This is a genomic window from Niallia sp. NCCP-28 (assembly GCF_023168165.1).
In the GTDB taxonomy this organism is placed as follows: domain Bacteria; phylum Bacillota; class Bacilli; order Bacillales; family Cytobacillaceae; genus Niallia.
Genome location: NZ_BQYJ01000001.1, coordinates 982,346 through 1,000,976 on the forward strand (window position 1 = coordinate 982,346; position 18,631 = coordinate 1,000,976).

At 34.6% G+C, this 18,631-nt stretch carries 11 protein-coding genes, 1 pseudogene and 1 other annotated feature; of the genes and pseudogenes, 4 read left to right on the top strand and 8 right to left on the bottom strand.

Annotation, left to right across the window (positions count from 1 at the left end; all coding sequences use genetic code 11):
* Window positions 1-74: 74 nt before the first annotated feature.
* Complete coding sequence (locus NCCP28_RS04855; protein ID WP_248560233.1) at window positions 75-1,952, bottom strand: sensor domain-containing diguanylate cyclase; 1,878 nt, start codon at window positions 1,950-1,952, stop codon at window positions 75-77.
* Between the two features lie 658 nt (window positions 1,953-2,610).
* Between NCCP28_RS04855 and rpsD the strand changes: the two genes are divergently transcribed.
* On the top strand, window positions 2,611-3,213 hold the full coding sequence (gene rpsD / locus NCCP28_RS04860; protein ID WP_248560234.1) for a 30S ribosomal protein S4: 603 nt from the start codon (window positions 2,611-2,613) through the stop codon (window positions 3,211-3,213).
* Window positions 3,214-3,521: 308 nt separating this feature from the next.
* On the opposite strand, the gene tyrS is transcribed toward rpsD, so the two are convergent.
* Entirely contained in the window at window positions 3,522-4,778 is a 1,257-nt protein-coding gene (tyrS, locus tag NCCP28_RS04865; protein WP_248560235.1) for a tyrosine--tRNA ligase, read from the bottom strand.
* Between the two features lie 105 nt (window positions 4,779-4,883).
* Window positions 4,884-5,116, bottom strand: a binding site (T-box leader).
* A gap of 128 nt (window positions 5,117-5,244) precedes the next feature.
* Here tyrS and NCCP28_RS04870 point away from each other — a divergent pair.
* Window positions 5,245-8,226 (top strand): transglycosylase domain-containing protein, encoded by a 2,982-nt coding sequence (locus NCCP28_RS04870; protein WP_248560236.1) that lies wholly within the window; start codon window positions 5,245-5,247, stop codon window positions 8,224-8,226.
* A gap of 155 nt (window positions 8,227-8,381) precedes the next feature.
* Here the strand turns inward: NCCP28_RS04870 and NCCP28_RS04875 are convergent.
* From NCCP28_RS04875 to NCCP28_RS04885, 3 genes and pseudogenes are all read right to left on the bottom strand, one after another.
* A pseudogene (locus tag NCCP28_RS04875) lies at window positions 8,382-9,878 on the bottom strand (SpoIID/LytB domain-containing protein); the annotation flags it as partial.
* A gap of 659 nt (window positions 9,879-10,537) precedes the next feature.
* Window positions 10,538-11,542, bottom strand: coding sequence for a catabolite control protein A (gene ccpA, locus NCCP28_RS04880; protein WP_248560238.1), 1,005 nt, complete (start codon window positions 11,540-11,542; stop codon window positions 10,538-10,540).
* Between the two features lie 529 nt (window positions 11,543-12,071).
* Window positions 12,072-13,148, bottom strand: a complete 1,077-nt coding sequence (locus NCCP28_RS04885) for a bifunctional 3-deoxy-7-phosphoheptulonate synthase/chorismate mutase (RefSeq protein WP_248560239.1) — start codon at window positions 13,146-13,148, stop codon at window positions 12,072-12,074.
* A 308-nt stretch (window positions 13,149-13,456) separates the two neighbouring features.
* Between NCCP28_RS04885 and NCCP28_RS04890 the strand changes: the two genes are divergently transcribed.
* Complete coding sequence (locus NCCP28_RS04890; protein ID WP_248560240.1) at window positions 13,457-15,619, top strand: cell division protein FtsA; 2,163 nt, start codon at window positions 13,457-13,459, stop codon at window positions 15,617-15,619.
* 44 nt (window positions 15,620-15,663) lie between these two features.
* On the opposite strand, the gene ytxJ is transcribed toward NCCP28_RS04890, so the two are convergent.
* The 3 genes from ytxJ to NCCP28_RS04905 all read right to left on the bottom strand — a co-directional run bounded on the left by ytxJ (window position 15,664) and on the right by NCCP28_RS04905 (window position 17,088).
* Complete coding sequence (ytxJ, locus tag NCCP28_RS04895) at window positions 15,664-15,993, bottom strand: bacillithiol system redox-active protein YtxJ (protein ID WP_248560241.1); 330 nt, start codon at window positions 15,991-15,993, stop codon at window positions 15,664-15,666.
* Window positions 15,994-16,158: 165 nt separating this feature from the next.
* A complete protein-coding gene (locus NCCP28_RS04900; protein WP_248560242.1) occupies window positions 16,159-16,629 on the bottom strand; it encodes a YtxH domain-containing protein in 471 nt (156 codons plus the stop codon).
* Window positions 16,630-16,644: 15 nt separating this feature from the next.
* A complete protein-coding gene (locus NCCP28_RS04905) occupies window positions 16,645-17,088 on the bottom strand; it encodes a DUF948 domain-containing protein (RefSeq protein WP_248560243.1) in 444 nt (147 codons plus the stop codon).
* A 371-nt stretch (window positions 17,089-17,459) separates the two neighbouring features.
* Between NCCP28_RS04905 and NCCP28_RS04910 the strand changes: the two genes are divergently transcribed.
* A complete protein-coding gene (locus NCCP28_RS04910; RefSeq protein ID WP_248560244.1) occupies window positions 17,460-18,575 on the top strand; it encodes an aminopeptidase in 1,116 nt (371 codons plus the stop codon).
* Window positions 18,576-18,631 lie beyond the last annotated feature (56 nt).

Here is an 18,631-nt window from a genome sequence, read left to right on the forward strand (position 1 = left end):
TGGATCTTCTTATAAAAATTTCACATCTGAACATGTATCCACTCCAGCTATAATAAATCTCTATTATATTTAAACTACTCGTTTACAAAATCCATGGTTTGCACGACTACTTTATCTTTTCCTGTTTCTTTAGCCACATACAAAGCTTTATCTGCCCGTTTAAAAATAGAATGATAGTCATCTTTTGTCTCTTTATTCCAGTAGGATACACCACAAGATATGGTTACAGATGGACTCGTTTCTGCTCTTACTTTGGCAACAAGTCTTTCTGCAATGCTAACCCCTAGCTGCAGCGGCACTTTTGGCAAATATACAGCTAATTCTTCTCCTCCCCATCTCGAACCAATATCGGATCCTCTAATATTTTCATTAATAATATCAGCAACTTGTATAATTATTTCATCGCCTATTTGATGACCATAAGTATCATTCACTGCCTTAAAATTATCAATATCAATTAAAATAAATGTTCCTTCTGGATCTGCTTTTATAGAACATTGAACTTTTTCATCAAGAAAATTTCTCGAATAAAGTTTTGTGAGATGATCAGTAACTACAAGTTTTTCCAGTTCTTCTCTAAGCATGGAGTTTGTTAAAGCTAATGTAGAGTGATGAATTAGTGATTGTAATAATTTAAATGTTTCAAATGAAAAATGATAAGGAGACGGATGCATCACCAAAGAAAATCCTTTTAGAAGCCCTGTTTGCATCATCGGAATTGCCATAATGGATTTGTATTTAGCTGTTTTTTGCTGTGGAAATTCAAAATCTCCGATAAATAAGGAATCCTTTTCCAATTTAATTTTTTCTTTAAAATGCTGAATATATGCTTCTGCATCTTTTGTGTGAAAAAAGGTTGTGCTGCCTACCAATACAGACATAGCATTAGATTCAGAAGAAAAAAGAATGAATCCCACTTCTTCGGCATTAAAACTAGAAGATATTCGCTCAGAAATATATTTCATCATTTCTGTTAAACGTAAATTTGAATTGAGTCGATGCGTTGTTTCATTTATTAATTGCAAATCAGAAACCAATTTTTTGGATTGCTGATATAATTGGGCGTTTTCTACAGCACTTCCTGCTGTGTTGGCTAATAGCGTAATAAATTCTTTTTCGCTTTTCGGAAAATCAACAGTTTTTGGGCCGATTACTTGCAGCACTCCATAGACGCCTTGCTTTCCTTTTAAAGGCGCATATAAAACAGCTTGTCTTTCTTCCCTTGAATTTTCAAACTGAACTTGACCAGTAACATATGCTTCTAGCGCAGCAATATTTTCACTATCATATTCCAAGTCTTTTATCGGCAAATCTCCACGGCTATTATTATCATGAGACAATAACAAGTAGTAAGAAAATGTAGGATATATTTCCTGCAGTGTATAAATAACTTCACCAAGCACATCTTCCATTTTCATGGAAGAATGAAATTTTTCTGTTACCCTAAATAATAGTTTGTACTTTCTTTCTTCAGTTACAATTTTTACCAAACTTTGTATCTTATAGAGAAATAAGCTGCATTCCTCACTAAGAATTTCTAATAAAGAATCACTGTAGCTGATTTTTTGCCCTGTATCGCTGCTTCTTATAACAAAAAAGCTATTTATCCCATCTTTATGTTTTAATGGCAATAAAATATCATATTTATTAAATGCTTCTGCCTCGCATGATTGACGATGGACCTTCTGGGACATCAGCAATTGACGGAACTTTAAATAATTCGGAATATTAGGAAAAAACTGAGAGGAATCCGTTGCTGCTTCTATTCTCCAATGATCATCCCCCTCCTTACAACTATATAAAGCAATGTCCTTGGCATGCAAAACATTTTTTATTGTGCCTAACATTTCATCAAGTAATTGGATGTAGCTTAAATTATGACTATTTGTATCAACAATATCAAAAAAACGGCTTTTTAGTTTTAATATTATTTGGTGGCCAAGCATGTCCATTTAATCATCACCTAATTCATCTAACTATTTCATTCTATTTATCGGTCATATTAATAAATTTTGATGGATACAATTCTTCATTTTGTTTTAATGGCCAATTAATATACACACACCTTGAGAAGAATTATAATGATTGGTCATATTTATCTTTTCCACCTCTATATTTGAGATGACAATAAATGCTCCTATTTTTTGCTAAATAATTATCGCAACCCCAAAAAATCCCATAAATGTTTTTTACTCTATATAAATATCTAATTTATTTCTATTAATTATATCATATGGCAATATAATCAGGCCAAAAATGAAAAATAATTTTTTTCAGGAAAAATGCTTTTAAAGCAAAGGTCATGTTGATGAATAATGTAAAATGAAACAACACCGATGAAGTGTTTGACTATAGACTGAATAAAAAACAGCAGAATTAGCTAGCCTCTGCTTGACATTCTATCATCTAAAGTCATATAATACTCTTTGTGTAAAATATTGCAGCATATGTAAAATACTTTACTGTTTCATTTTATTCCTCAATCTTATTGATGGTGTATTGTGTAACCCTTAGCTGCTAGGGCGAAGGTACATGAAGATAAAATGTGCAGAAAGAAACGTTGCATCTGTTTTTATTTTACCAAATAAAAACATGAAGGAGGAGTCTATAATGGCTCGATATACAGGTCCAAGCTGGAAACTTTCTCGTCGTCTTGGAATTTCATTAAGCGGTACTGGTAAGGAGTTAGATAAACGCCCTTACGCACCAGGACAACATGGTCCAAACCAACGCAAAAAATTATCAGAATACGGTTTACAATTACAAGAAAAACAAAAATTACGTCATATGTATGGTGTGAACGAACGCCAATTCCGTAATTTATTTGATATCGCTGGCAAAATGCCTGGTAAACACGGTGAAAACTTCATGGCACTTTTAGAAACTCGCCTTGATAACGTTGTTTATCGTTTAGGTCTTGCTCGCACTCGTCGTCAAGCACGTCAGCTTGTAAACCATGGTCATATTTTAGTTGATGGTTCTCGTGTTGATATCCCATCATACCGTCTAAAATCAGGCCAAACTATCACTTTGCGTGAAAAATCTCGCAACCTTGATATTGTGAAAGAAGCAGTGGAAGTAAATAACTTCGTACCTGATTTCTTAACATTTGATGCTGATAAATTAGAAGGTTCATTCACTCGTTTACCAGAACGTTCTGAATTGCCAGCAGAAATTAACGAAGCTCTTATCGTTGAGTTCTACTCTCGTTAATAGATTGTTAATATTTATGTTAAACCCTAGAAGCCTCTATTCGGCTCTAGGGTTTTTTCATCTCCACTGATTGTTAATTGAGACCTCTGGAATTATAGTCACACAGATGTTGCCACAAAATATAGGTGCTATAAATAAACCTGTCTACTTTTTATCAGGCTTTTGCAGGCAATTCTCTATACGCCTAGATTTCTCCTTTCTTTTATTATCCATCCCTTAGGTGAGATCAAACTCTCGATAATGGATGGCAAAAAAGGCTTCTCTTTTAAAAGAGAAGCCCAGGCTCTTAACCGGAACACCTTTTGGCATTAAAACTTAATTAAAAAATATTTCTTTTTACCGCGGCGAATTACCGTAAACTTATCTTCAATACGATCTTCTGCTGTTAATACATAATCTAATTCTTGTTTGCGTTCCCCATTAATGTAAACTGCTCCGTTTGTTACATCTTCTCTAGCCTGGCGTTTAGATGAAACAATCCCAGCCGCTACTAGCAAATCAACAAGAACCGCTGCTCCGTCTTTATGCTCATATGTTGGCACATCTTTAAACCCTTGTTGGATTTCATCTGCTGTCAGATTTTTAATATCTCCGCTGAATAATGCTGCTGTAATCTTTTGAGCTTGCTCTAATGCCGCTTCACCGTGAATTAATGTAGTCATTTCCTCTGCTAATTTTTTTTGTGCCTCGCGCAAATGCGGCTCTTCTTTTACCGCAACTTCTAATTTCTCAATTTCTTCTTTTGATAAGAAAGTAAAGAACTTTAAGTATTTGACTACATCTGCATCCGCTGTATTAATCCAAAATTGGTAAAACTCATATGGAGTTGTTTTCGTTGGATCCAGCCAAATTGCACCACTTTCTGTTTTTCCAAATTTTGTGCCATCAGCTTTTGTTACAAGCGGTATTGTTAAACCATATGCTTTAGCACCTTCTGGCATATTTTTTCTAATAAGCTCTAATCCTGTTGTGATATTTCCCCATTGGTCGCTTCCGCCAATTTGCAATTTGCAATTATGATTTTCATATAAATGCAAAAAGTCCATCGCTTGAAGAATCGTATAAGTAAATTCTGTAAAAGAAATTCCTGTATCTAATCGGGAAGCAATCGTATCTTTAGCCAGCATGTAATTAATCCCAATATGTTTTCCATAATCTCTCAAAAAAGTAACAATATCCATAGAACCGGCCCAATCATAGTTGTTCACCATCACCGCACCATTTTTTCCATCAAAATCAAAAATTCTTTTTAATTGATTCTGCAAACATTTCACATTATGGCCAATAACATCAAGTGTCTGCAATTTTCTTTCTTCACTTTTTCCACTCGGATCTCCTATAAGCCCTGTTGCTCCACCCACAAGAACAATTGGACGATGACCTGCATTTTGAAAACGTCTTAATGTTAAAAATGGCAGAAGATGTCCAATATGCATACTGTCAGCCGTTGGATCAACCCCACAATATAAAGACGTCATGTTTTCCATTAACTGCTCTTTTAACCCTGCTTCATCTGTTTGTTGATAAATAATCCCTCTCCACTTTAAATCCTCTAATAAATTCATTGCAAGTAACCTCCATTATTTAATAGTTTTCTCTCAAACTATATTGATCATTATTATTTCCCTTAAAATATTCCTTTTGCAACAAAAAAAGTCCCTGCATCTATATGCAGGGACGCAAAATAAGCGCGGTACCACCCTAATTTGAGAAAAATATTTTTTCTCCACTCTAATAGATAACGGCATATCCCGTTTACTGCTACTTTGCCTACTAAACAGTAGTAATTTCCCAGTAAAAGTTCAAGGAGGTAATTCACTCTTTTATTTATGCCATTTTTCACCAACCAATGGCTCTCTGAAATAGTGATAAAAGAGCTACTCATTCCCATCATTACAATAACGATCAATATATAGTTGAATTATTTTTATCATAAAAACAAGATGCCTGTCAAATGCTTTCATGAAAAAAAAACGAATTGTACCCTTTCTTTATGCTATAATGTATGTGATTTTAGGAGGAATGATATGAATGAATGATAGGTCGAAGTGGAGCAATTACTGGAATATATTCCGAAACTTCTTCGCTAATAAAAAAACGGTTAAAAAAGCCCGCTTAACGTATGAAGTAACATGGAATCTTATCCTTCTTTTTATAATATGCCTTCTAATAGGCGGCGGGTTTGCGGCAGGTGTTGGAGCAGGATATTTCGCGTCATTAGTAAAAGAAGAACCAGTGCGTTCTTACAATACAATGAAAAAAGAGATTTATAACTATGAAGAAACATCTGAAGTCTATTTCGCCAACAACGTGTATTTAGGAAAATTGCCAACAGATTTGGAAAGAGAAGAAGTCAAACTAAAAGATGTTTCACCATATTTAATTGATGCTGTCGTATCAACAGAAGATCAATACTTTTACGAGCATAACGGCGTTGTTCCAAAATCTATTATGCGTGCTTTATTTCAAGAAGTTGCCAATACTTCTAGTCAATCAGGAGGAAGCACACTAACACAGCAGCTTATCAAAAACCAAATACTTACAAATGAAGTATCTTTTGAAAGAAAGGCAAAAGAAATATTATTAGCGCTGAGACTAGAAAAATTCTTTGATAAAGAAGATATTTTAGAAGCATATTTAAATGTTTCTACATTTGGAAGAAATTCATCTGGACGCAACATTGCTGGTGTACAAGCTGCCGCTAACGGTATCTTCGGTGTGGATGCAAAAAAATTAACACTGCCGCAAGCTGCATTTATTGCTGGTTTGCCCCAAAGTCCATTTGGCTACACTCCATTTACCCAAGGAGGGAAAGTAAAAGAAAATCTGGAACCTGGCATCTCAAGGATGAAAACTGTTTTATCTAGAATGTACAAAGAAAACAAAATCACAAAAAAAGAATATGAAACTGCTAGCAAATATGATATTACAAAAGACTTTATTTCTGCTAAAGAAAGCCCCTCGGAAAAATATCCATGGCTGACATACGAATTAGAAAAAAGATCTACAGAAATTATCGCTGAAATGCTAGCAAAAAAAGATGGCTATTCAAAAGAGGATCTAAAAAAAGACGATATACTGCTTGAACAGTATACAGCACTTGCTGATCGCCAAGTACATCAAAACGGATATGAAATTCATAGTACTATCGATAAAAAAATCTATGATAAAATGCAAAAAATCGCCAAAAACTTTTCTTTATATGGCCCTTCCAAAACAGAAACAGTAACAAATAATGAAACTGGTAAAACAGAAACAGTAGCGGAGCCAGTTGAAACTGGAGCTATTTTAATTGAAAATAAAACCGGAAAAATCATTAGCTTTGTAGGTGGAAGAGACCATGATAGAGAGGCTACAAACCACGCAACAAGTGCAAAGCGTTCTAATGGTTCGACAATGAAACCACTATTAGTGTACGCTCCTGCCATAGAGCTTAATACATTATCGCCAGGAAGCATTTTGCCTGATTTGCCGCTGCGCCTAAATCCGGGAAGCAACAAAGCATGGCCGACAAACTATGATATGCAATACCACGGATTAGTAACAGCTAGATATGCCTTAACCAAATCATACAATGTTCCAGCAGTTAAAGCATATGTAGATATACTTCCTCAAAAACCTGCTAAATATTTAGAGAAGATGGGATTCACCTCTCTTAAAGAGGAAGATTATACAAACAGAGCAACTGCATTAGGAGCCTTGGAAACAGGAGTAACAGTCGAAGAAAACACAAATGCATACGGCACATTCGCAAATGATGGGGAATTTATTGATGCCTACATGATTGATAAGATTATCGACAAAAATGGAAAAGTAGTTTATCAGCATAAAGTAGAACCGGTGAAAGTATTTAGTCCCCAAACCTCCTATTTAACATTAGATATGATGAGGGATGTTATTAGTCAAGGTACGGCTACTGCTGTAAAAAACCGTTTGAAATTCCAATCTGATTGGGCTGGAAAAACAGGTACAGCACAAAACTTTACCGATTCTTGGTTTGTTGCAACAAATCCTAACGTTTCATTTGGCGTATGGACAGGCTATGACACACCTAAGTCATTATATACAGGCGGCTTAAGCTACAGCATGCGCACAAACTATTTATGGGCTGATTTCATGAATGCAGTCTATGACATTAATCCAGATTTGGTTGACCCTTCCGAAAGCTTTAAAATGCCTGGAGGAATTGTTAGAAGGTCTATCTGCTCTGTATCCGGACTACTTCCTTCTGAAGGCTGTTCCAAAGCCGGTCTTGTTACAACAGACCTATTTAAATCAGGAACGGCACCAAATAAAACAGATGATAGTTTAATAGCTGGAAAAGTAGTGCAAATTGGGAATCAGCGCTATGCAGCTCTAGATTCCACACCAAGTGAATTTACAGAATCAGGATTAATGTTAAACCCAGATTATCTAAAAAAACTGTTTGGAGTAAATGTCTCTGATTCATCTTCACTCGTACAAAATAACCCTAATTGGAGCAAATTAGCTACAGCTTCAAAGAAAATGTACGATAATGGAAAAACGCCTTCCGCTATCACTCTAATCAACAGCGGAAAAGGAATAGCTTGGTCCAGACATGCTGAAAATGATGTAATAGGCTATAGAATCTATAAAGATGGAAAAAAAGTAGGCAGTAAAAAAGCTGGAGAAAAACTTTATTTTAATAGCGGCTCTGGATCTTATACAGTAAAAGCTGTTGACATTGCCGGCAGAGAGTCCTCTTCTTCCAATGCAATAAAGATTGGAGAAACAAAAAACAAAAAAGAGACTAAAGAAGATAACAACAAGGATAAAAATAAAAAAGAGGCAGACAAAACAAATAGTCCAGAAAACAAAAAAGAGACAAATCCAGCTGACAATAACAACAGTCAAGATAAAGATAAAAATAAAAAAACAGAAGAAACACAAACTAACAAAACAAATAATCAACAAGAGAATAGTCCAGAAGACAAAGAGGAAACAGCCAAGCAAAATGAACAGCAAAAAGAAAATAACAGCAATAATGAATAGAGAAAAAAATTCATTTAGAAAATAATAGTTGACTTTATATGCATAGGATTGATATTCCTTCTGGGCAGAACCCACAATCCATGTAGCATACATGATAAAAGTAAAAGAGAGGGCTCCTCAATAATGGAATCCTCTCTTTTACTTTGGCTTTATTATCAGCTTTTAGTGATATATTTACTTTTAACATATCCAGTGCTTTTTCCAGCTTTTATTTTGTACCAAGATCCGTGTTTAGACACTATGACAACAGATTGTTTCTTTTTTAATTTTGTTTTAATTTTGGAATTAGTAGTTGGTTTTTCTCTTATATGGAGAATAGTTGCATTTACTTTGCCATTTTGTACAGGAACTGTTTTTTTTATTGCAATCTTGTTTGTAAAATTGCGTTTTATTCCATCAGCATTTGCTGCGCTAATTTCCGCCTTATATATTCCATTGTTAATTTTTGCAATATTCCACTCAAATGCTATATTTCCTGCTTTTACTATATTATTGTCGCTCAATGTAGCAATCGTTTTCCCTTTTGAATCTTTTATTTTGATTACTATTTTTCCGGGCTTATTTGTTTTCAGCGACAAATTCATTTTATTTTTTTTATAATCCGGGTTTGTTTTAAACCCAGTAATGACTGGTGCTACTTTATCTTGCACTGTTTTTTTTGTTTCTGTAGATGATTTTGACTGTACACCTGTTTTTGGCTTTTGTTCCGAAGCAGCTGCGCCACTATATGCTTTTATAAGTGTAGATTTGGGATAATAAAACCCTAAAATTTGCTGATAAGAGTGTCCTGCTTCCGCCCGATTTCTGGCTCCGTATTGACTTAAACCAACAGCATGTCCATAGCCTTTTCCATTAATTTTGATAAAACCTGCTTTATTCTCCGAAGCATCCACTAAATAGCTGCGCATACTCTCAATTCCTACAAGTGCACGTATTTTTGAAGCAGCTACATTTTTTAATTCTAACGTATTTTTTTCTACGACCGTTTTATTATTCACTATTTCTTTTTTTAGATACACAATAGTGGCAGAGCCTTCCAATACCCTTCCACCTGCCGTTTTATTCGATAAATTGAGCTGCAGCACTGGGATATTCATTATTTTCATATCCTCTATTTTTTTAGAATAACCTTGTTTCTGCATCCAGTCTTTTATATTTTTTACTACTTGAAGACTTGCATCCTTCTCTACAACAGAATTCCACCATTTTTCCCCTGTAGATAAATCCAACCCAGGATCAAGCTGTTGCTGGCTGAGTTCTATACTCCAAGGAAATTTTGTTTTATTAGTAGGATTATAATCATATATGTCATCTTGAACAGCAAAATAGGGCAATGCATATCCACCCCATACACTTGAATTTAATTCTGTTTTCCCGCCATTACTGGAAGAAAAAACTGTATCTATTAGTTTATCATTATATTTTAATATCATTCCTTCTGTTTGCCGAATAGCCTCATCACTTCTTGAATGAAGGGCATAAGCGCCTCCATACACTTGATTAGAAATAGTATCAACAAACTCCTTATCATCTTTATGCTTTAACGCATATGTTCTCGCTGCAACAGTTTGCGCTTTTAATGCTTCCAATGGCCATAATGCAGGCATTTCTTGTGGCACTACACCTCTTAAATATGTTTCTATATCAATTTCATTAATAGGTCGAATATATACAGCATTATTTGCTGTACTTTTTTCCATTACAAATTGAAAAGATCCATAATAGCTTCGTCCATTCAATGATAATGTATTAGAAGCTTGTTTCGGCTCAAGGGTTAATACATTGCTTTTCATTAAAACTGTCCTGCTCACATTTTCAATAAGCTGCAATGAATCATTTTTTACTTCCACAGCTAAAGTCATGCCATCATTAATGATTTTTCCATTCGATAATTTATATTCACCTATAGTTTTTAATGTAATGGATGTTGTATTCCCTATATAATTTACCAGTTTCACCTTTAAAATAGGATTGCTGTTTGCTTTAGGATAGATTGGAGTAATTAAAGTGGACGTCATTGTTATTGCAATTAAAAAGAGGAAAAAGAATTTTTTCATCAGTCAACTCCTAAATTAGTAGTTTAATTGAAAACAATCACTTTTACTTTTTTCTCTACTAATCATATGGGAATAAAAAAAGAAAATCTATAAGCAAATTCTGGTGCAATCTTGTTTATAAATTACCCTAAACTTTAATCAGTGGAGGGCAAAAGCGTGTTAATAACAAATAAATAAAACCACAGAAAAAATGGTCAATATAAAACCATCCTTTCTGTGGCGAAATGAGCTAATTACTTTATTTCAGCATTGCCTTATGCCTTTTTAGTAGATGAACGTTCTTCAATTCTATGAGGCAGAACTACAATATGATCTTCTACTGTCTCTTTATTCATATACTTTGTTAAAAGTCGCATAGCAACTGCGCCTATATCATATAGCGGCTGAACAATTGTGGTCAACTGTGGTCTAACCATAAGAGTAAGCTTTGTATTATCGGAGCTAATTATTTCAAAATCATCCGGCACGCTATAGCCTTTGTCTTCTGCACCATGAATAACGCCAATTGCCATTTCATCTGATCCTACATAAATAGCAGTTGGTTTATCAGCTTGTTCCATCAGCTTATCAAATGATTCTATTCCTGATTCATAAGTATAATCGCCTTCAACAACTAAATTTTCATTAAAAGGAATATTAGCAGCTTCTAAAGCCTTTTTATATCCAATAAGCTTTTCTTTGCTATTGATCGGTTCATCCATAGAACCTAAAACAAGCGCAATAACTTTATGCCCTTTTTCGATAAAAGAAGTTACTGCATCAAATGTCGCTTGTGCATAGTCAATATTTACAGAGGCAATTTTTTGGCTTTCTTCTATACTTGCTGCAAGAACAATTGGCACTGGAGATTTTTCAAATTCTTGCACATGCTCTTCTGTAATATTTCCACCCATAAATACAATACCGTCCACTTGCTTGCCAAGCATCGTATTTAACAGATGGAGCTCTTTATCTTTATTCTGATCCGAGTTGCTTAATATAATATTGTATTTATACATTGTTGCAATATCTTCAATTCCTCTTGCCAGTTCAGCATAAAAGGTGCTGGAGATATCGGGAATAACAACTCCAACTGTTGTTGTTTTTTTGCTTGCCAACCCACGCGCAACTGCATTCGGGCGATACCCTAATCGATCGATTACTTCTAGCACCTTTTTCCTTGTTGCTGGTTTTACATTCGGATTTCCATTTACTACTCTTGATACGGTTGCCATTGATACACTTGCTTCTCTAGCAACATCATATATCGTTATATTCATAATACTAAAACACTCCTTTTATATGTCCACTCATTATCTTTTTTCTTCATTGCAAGCAGCTAAAAAACACAAAAATTTTATCCGTATATAGCTAATCTTGTCTAATTATGTATTTAATCATACGATAACGTTGCAAATGCCGCAATGACAAGCTTTCACTTTTTTTCAAAAAAACGCTTTTTTTATCTATTATAACAAAAAACTTCACTAAAACTTTATATTTATATAAAGCAAACCTTTAATCAGTGTTTTTTTCCATCTCTCACTAATTCGTGATTGAACCAATTGGACTTTTATGGGCAATTAATTAATCCTGGATAAAAACAAAGGAACAATGCATATCTTTATATTCTCTTCTACCATTTATTCCATTTCTGTTGCTAGTACTATTCTTCCCAATAATTAGCTTTCTCATCGGATTTTCATAATGAATTATGCTAAACAGATAAAATTTCATCAAAAAAAAGCATAGACTGATTCTATCTATTCTAATAGAATCAAAGCCTATGCTTAAAGCTTACATGAAAAATTATGCTTTTACAAATGGAGTTGCTTGAATAGCATTATAAAACTCATCAAACTGCTTTAAATCCATTTGTTGAGCCGAATCAGACAGCGCTACCGCCGGGTCTGGGTGAACTTCTGCCATCACACCGTCTGCACCGATTGCTAATGCTGCTTTTGCACATGGCAACAGCAAATCTTTTCTGCCGGTAGAATGAGTAACATCAACAAATACAGGCAAATGCGTTTCCTGCTTTAAAATTGGTACAGCTGAAATATCTAATGTATTTCTTGTTGCACGCTCATACGTACGGATACCTCTTTCACAAAGTATAATTTGATCATTTCCTTGTGACATAATGTATTCAGCCGCATTAATAAATTCTTCAATAGTAGCTGCTAAACCTCTTTTTAGAAGAACTGGCTTTTTCACACTGCCAGCAGCCTTTAATAATTCAAAGTTTTGCATATTGCGGGCACCAATTTGAATAACATCAATATAATCTAGTGCTTCTTCAATATGTTCTGGGCTTACAATTTCACTGATAACAGATAAACCATACTCATCTGATACGCGCTTTAATATTTTTAGCCCTTCTACTCCTAGGCCTTGGAAATCATATGGAGATGTTCTTGGCTTAAATGCACCGCCGCGAAGCAATGTTAATCCTTTTGCTTTTACAGATTCTGCTACTTTTGCTACTTGTTCATATGATTCTACAGAGCATGGGCCAAATACAAACTTTGGAATGCCATCCCCAATTTTTGTTCCTTTTAAATCAACAATTGTATCTTCTGATTTCTTTTTTCGGGAAACTAGCAATGCTTTACTGTCGTCCTCTTGCTGCAGCTGCAAACCTGCTTTAAAAATTTGTTTAAATAAATGAGAGATAGTTGCATTATCAAATGGTCCGTCATTTTTTGCCAATATATGATCAAGCATTGTGCGTTCACGAACTGGATCATAACGATGAGCGCCATGTGTTACTTTCGCTTGTGCAATTTCTTGTACAAGAGCTGCTCTTTCATTAATTTTCCCTAAAATTTCCAAATTCAATTCGTCTACACGGTCGCGCAATTGATCTAATTCTTTGTTACTCATCTAGTATCCCCATCCTTTTTTCTACTTGTCACTATAGAAATCTTAATTTTCATATTAGTTCTACTTAGACAAATTTTCAATATTCTTTATTGACATATAAAAATATGTTACATTTCTTGTGATTGGGTTTATTATAAATCATCTTTTTGACATTGTCACTAATTTTCTTTAATAATTAAACGCTTTTAAGTGTTAAAGTGCACAAAAAAAGATTTTTCCATAAAGTGAACCTCCACTCAGTGAGGGTTTTACTGTCCGTTAATGCGTGATACAAATAATATTCTTAAATAATAAAGAAGGTGTTTTCTTTGCACAGTAAAGATAAAATATTTGCTTTAGATATCGGCACACGATCAGTTGTAGGAATCATTTTAGAAAAAGATAAGGAAAAATATCATGTTGTCGATATTCTTTCTATTGAGCATAAAGAAAGAGCCATGCTCGATGGACAAATACATGATGTTTTGGCTGTATCTAAAATTATTCTAGAAATAAAATCAAAATTAGAAAAAAAGTATGGCCCCTTACATAAAGTATCTGTTGCTGCTGCTGGCCGCGCCCTAAAAACAGAAAAATCATCCTACTCTACAACTATTAAAGGCAAACCTATGATTACTCAACAAGATATATTGCATATGGAGCTTACAGCCGTGCAAAATGCCCAAAGTGCTGTTGCTGAGAAAAATAATCAAGACAAAAGCCAATTCTACTATTGTGTCGGCTATTCTGTACTTCGCTATTTATTGGATGATCAGGAATTAGGAAATTTAATTGACCAGCAAGGCAATATTGCAACAGTAGAAATTATCGCAACATTTCTCCCAAGAGTAGTAGTCGAATCCTTAATTGCAGCATTGAATCGAGCTGATTTAGAAATGGAAGCTTTAACCTTAGAACCTATCGCTGCCATTAATGTACTTATTCCTCCCTCTATGCGGCGACTGAATGTAGCTCTAGTAGATATTGGTGCAGGAACTTCTGATATTGCCATTACAGATTCAGGAACCGTCATTGCATATGGAATGGTGCCTATTGCAGGAGATGAAATTACAGAAGCAATCAGCGACCAATACTTATTGGATTTTCCCCTTGCAGAAGAAGCAAAAAAGCGGCTTTCTGAACAGGAGGTTATTTCTGTGACAGATATACTGGGCTTTACAACAGAAGTAAGCAGGGAAGAAGCAATTACAAGCATATCTCCTGCATTAGATAAGCTTAGCGACCATATATGCAAAGAAATATTAGCATTAAATAATCATAAGCCTCCAAAAGCAGTAATGCTTGTCGGTGGAGGCAGCCAAACGCCTGCACTTCCAAACAAAATTGCTGAAATGCTTCATCTGCCAAGCAATCGTGTTGCCATTAGAGGAATAGATGCCATTACTCATTTAACTTTTGAAGATGCCAATGTAAAAGGGCCTGAATTAGTTACTCCTGTCGGCATTGCTATTGCAGCAGGAAAAACTCCTGTTCAATATAAAACTGTTTATGTGAATGAACAGCCTGTTCGTTTGTTTGAAATAAATAAATTAACGGTAGGGGATTGTCTATTGGCTTCTGGGATAAGCTTAAATAAACTATACGGCAAACCAGGCAATGCCATGATTGTTACTGTAAACAACCAACAAATTACGATTCCAGGAACTTATGGAGAGGCACCTGTCATTATCCGTAATGAAATAAAATGTTCATTAGATGATATTGTTCAAAATGGAGAAGAACTAACGGTGTATAAAGGCAAAGATGGACAGCAAGCAGCCGTCCAAATAAAAGATCTATTAGATGCAATTCCAGAAAAATCAATTCAAATAAACGGAGAAATTTTTCAAGTCACGCCAACTATTATGTGCAACGGTTTGGCTGCTGCAAAAGAGAAGTGGGTAGAGGATCGAGACACAATAAACTATATCATGCCAACTACGATTAAAGACTTGCTGCATAGTCTCCAATTAGATCATTACATGAAAGAAATGCTGCCATTCAGATTAACAGTCAATGATAAAGATACGGTTATTCCAGCTTTTTCAGGAAGTATACTGCGAAATGGGTTGCCAATTAAATTAGACTATAAATTTGACCATGAAGATGAACTAACAATCAAAAGAAAAAAAACGCCAACCGTAAAAGAGTTGGCAGAATTAAAGCATGTATTATTATATCAAGTGCTTCCTGTCACTTTTAATGGGAAGAAATTGACACTTACTAAACAATTGGCACAATTCAAACGAAATGATCAAGTACTGCCGCTAGACACCCATCTATATGATGGGGATAAGATAATAATAGAACAAAAGCCTTTTAACGGTTTTTTCTTTCAAGATTTATTTGCATATATTCAAATTGATATGCCCCAAACAAAAGCTGGAACATTTGAATTAATAAAAAATGGTGAAAAGGCAACCTTTTTAACCCCTTTAAAAAAAGGAGATGATTTGCAGCTTATTTGGCCTGCTAATACGCCAAATAACTAATAAAAAGCTGATGCATGATTAAGATTTGCATCAGCTTTTCTTTTTCACTTAATGGTGTCCACAGCATCTTCCAAAGCACTTACTGTAATATTATAATGTGAAGCATTCCAAACAACCTTCTTATCAGAAAATAATAATGCTTGTGGAGACTCATGTTTAATATGATATGTTTCCCCAATATAATTGGACAATGGTCTAGAATCTTGGACTGCCAAATAATAGGCATCTACCTTATTGTTATTTGCTGTATATTGTTGATACTGTTCAAAACCTGCCTGGCTGATTGGACATGTCAAACTATGCTTTAAAAATAAAATGGAATCATTATTTTTCATTACTTCATTAAATTCTTCTACTGTATCAATTTTTTTCATTAAAATGCCTCCTGTTTCTATCTCAAAATAATCTTGCTTAACCCCCATACAATAACACAGAATGATAAAGAAAGGAAAATGATTAACATCTTATTAAAATGCCTCTATTGCCGCTTATATTTAGCGCCAATAGAGGCATTTATCTTTTTTGCAATTTATATCTACTTACGAATGATTGTATTTGCTTTCTGTCTCATCAAACGCCTTTTTTGTCTCTTCTAATTTTTTTTGGATTTCATCATAATCGCTTTTAAACTTTTCTTCCATCTGCTCTTGATCATTTTCGGTGCTGTCATCTTCTTCGTTGGCTGATAGGTCTTCTGTTGAATTAGCGCCTTTCACTTTATCCATAATGCTACTAGATTGTTTGGAAACAGCAGTTGTAAGCTGATCTGTTTTTTCTTTGGCTATCGTAATATATTCAGAACCTTTTTCTTTTAGCGTACCAGACAATTCAATGCCTTTTCCTTTTAAAGAATTGGCATGTCCATTCATATCATTCAGCAATTCTTTTCCTGGTTTTGGAGCAAGAAATAATGCTGCCGCTGCGCCAACAACGCCCCCTACAATTGCTCCTAATAAAAAATCTTTTGACCCGCTATTTTCCATATGCATTGCTTCTTGCTCTTTTTTCATTAGATTAGCCTCCCTTTATATAGTTCTATTGCTTTTTGCTTTCGCCAACGCTTTTCGAGCATTCCACTGATCTCTAATATTCATTACAATTTTGCTCCATTGCACAACTTGAGCAATTTTATCTTGATTTTGTTCTAACGTCGATTCTACATTTGCCGTAATAGTCTGAACAGATTGATTAAATCCTTTTACAGAATCCCCAACATCTTTGACCGCATCTACGACACTATTTAAGCTTTCTGATTTCTTTTGAATATCTGTAGCCAAAAGATTTGTCTTCTCAAGCAGTACGGTTGTTTCTCTCGTTACTCCATCAAGCTGTCTTTCTAGCCCTGTTAATGTCTTTGAAACACTATCTAAAGTAATATGTAATGATTTTAATGTTTTCGCCAAATAAATGACTAAAATAGTGAATGCTATTGCTATTAATGCTGCGCTCCAATATAAAATTTCAATCATGATTATCGCACCTCCGCTTTTTAGTTACTTTCCCAGTTTTTCCATTATTTAAACACTTTTCTTTTTCATTATAGAGGGAAAGAATAAGAGAAACAAATATAAATCCCTTTCTACTTTGCTTTATTTGCAATTGATGCTGATCTTGGTCTCCCTCTTTTGCCATGCATAAAAAAGGGAAAGAATTTTCATAGCAAGCATTTCCCATTATGCGAAGCTTACCCTTTATATCCGCCTTCTTAATTGCAGGAGAAACTTGCCATTCAAATATATCAAGTTGTTTTTGCTGGATGCAATTATTATTTGAGAAAACCTTTTTTTAGAGTACAATAATAGTTGCACATCATTTCAGTTTACTTTTGGAGGTACATATTATGAAAGATCCACGTATTCAGCAATTAGCAAAAAATCTAATCAATTATTCTATCCGTCTTCAAAAAGGGGAAAAGGTTTTAATTGAGAACTTTGGATTGCAGAAAGAATTAGTAAAAGCGCTTGTAAAAGAAGCATATAATGCAGGCGGCTATCCATTTGTTTCATTAAAGGATAATGACATTAATCGGTCCTTATTATTAGGAGCAAAAGAAGAACAGTATGAAATGATGGCATCATTTGAAGCAAATGTAATGAGTCAAATGGATGCATATATTGGTCTGCGCTCAGGAGATAATATCAATGAACTTGCAGATGTTCCTGCAGATAAAATGAAAATTGAAGGAGGAACTATCGGCAAAAAGGTGCATCGTGAAATCCGTGTACCAAAGACACGTTGGGTTGTTCTCCGCTATCCGAATTCTTCGATGGCACAACTGGCAAAAATGAGCACAGAAGCTTTTGAAGACTTCTATTTTGATGTTTGCAATCTAGATTACAGCAAAATGGATAAAGCAATGAATAATCTTATGGAATTAATGAATAAAACAGATAAAGTAAAAATAACAGGCCAAGGCACAGATCTTACTTTTTCTATCAAAGATATTCCTGCCATCAAATGTTCTGGACAAATGAATATTCCAGATGGAGAAGTCTACACCGCTCCAGTTCGCGATTCCATAAATGGTGTACTTACATATAATACTCCTTCACCATATCAAGGATTTACATTTGAAAATGTAAAATTAACGTTTGAAAACGGGAAGATAATAGAAGCAACAGCAAATGATACAGAGCGCTTAAATAAGATTTTAGATACTGATGAAGGAGCAAGATATATCGGAGAATTTGCGATTGGCGTCAATCCATATATTCTTCATCCAATGCAGGATATCTTATTTGATGAAAAAATTGATGGAAGCTTTCACTTTACTCCCGGACAATGCTATGATGATGCATTCAACGGCAACCACTCTAATATCCATTGGGATATGGTAAATATTCAGCGCCCTGATTACGGTGGCGGGGAAATTTATTTTGATGATGTGCTAATTAGAAAAGATGGCAGATTTGTTTTAGAAGAACTAGCGTCTCTTAATCCTGAAAATTTAAAATAACTGCATTTCCTAATTAATTAAAAACAAAAAGATGCTGGTTTTCCCAGCATCTTTTT

Excerpts from the sequence above, each read along its gene's own strand:
- NCCP28_RS04855 (WP_248560233.1), bottom strand. The coding sequence starts at position 1,952 with ATGGACATGCTTGGCCACCAAATAATATTAAAACTAAAAAGCCGTTTT.
- rpsD (WP_248560234.1), top strand. The coding sequence starts at position 2,611 with ATGGCTCGATATACAGGTCCAAGCTGGAAACTTTCTCGTCGTCTTGGA.
- tyrS (WP_248560235.1), bottom strand. The coding sequence starts at position 4,778 with ATGAATTTATTAGAGGATTTAAAGTGGAGAGGGATTATTTATCAACAA.
- NCCP28_RS04870 (WP_248560236.1), top strand. The coding sequence starts at position 5,245 with ATGAATGATAGGTCGAAGTGGAGCAATTACTGGAATATATTCCGAAAC.
- ccpA (WP_248560238.1), bottom strand. The coding sequence starts at position 11,542 with ATGAATATAACGATATATGATGTTGCTAGAGAAGCAAGTGTATCAATG.
- NCCP28_RS04885 (WP_248560239.1), bottom strand. The coding sequence starts at position 13,148 with ATGAGTAACAAAGAATTAGATCAATTGCGCGACCGTGTAGACGAATTG.
- ytxJ (WP_248560241.1), bottom strand. The coding sequence starts at position 15,993 with ATGAAAAAAATTGATACAGTAGAAGAATTTAATGAAGTAATGAAAAAT.
- NCCP28_RS04900 (WP_248560242.1), bottom strand. The coding sequence starts at position 16,629 with ATGAAAAAAGAGCAAGAAGCAATGCATATGGAAAATAGCGGGTCAAAA.
- NCCP28_RS04905 (WP_248560243.1), bottom strand. The coding sequence starts at position 17,088 with ATGATTGAAATTTTATATTGGAGCGCAGCATTAATAGCAATAGCATTC.
- NCCP28_RS04910 (WP_248560244.1), top strand. The coding sequence starts at position 17,460 with ATGAAAGATCCACGTATTCAGCAATTAGCAAAAAATCTAATCAATTAT.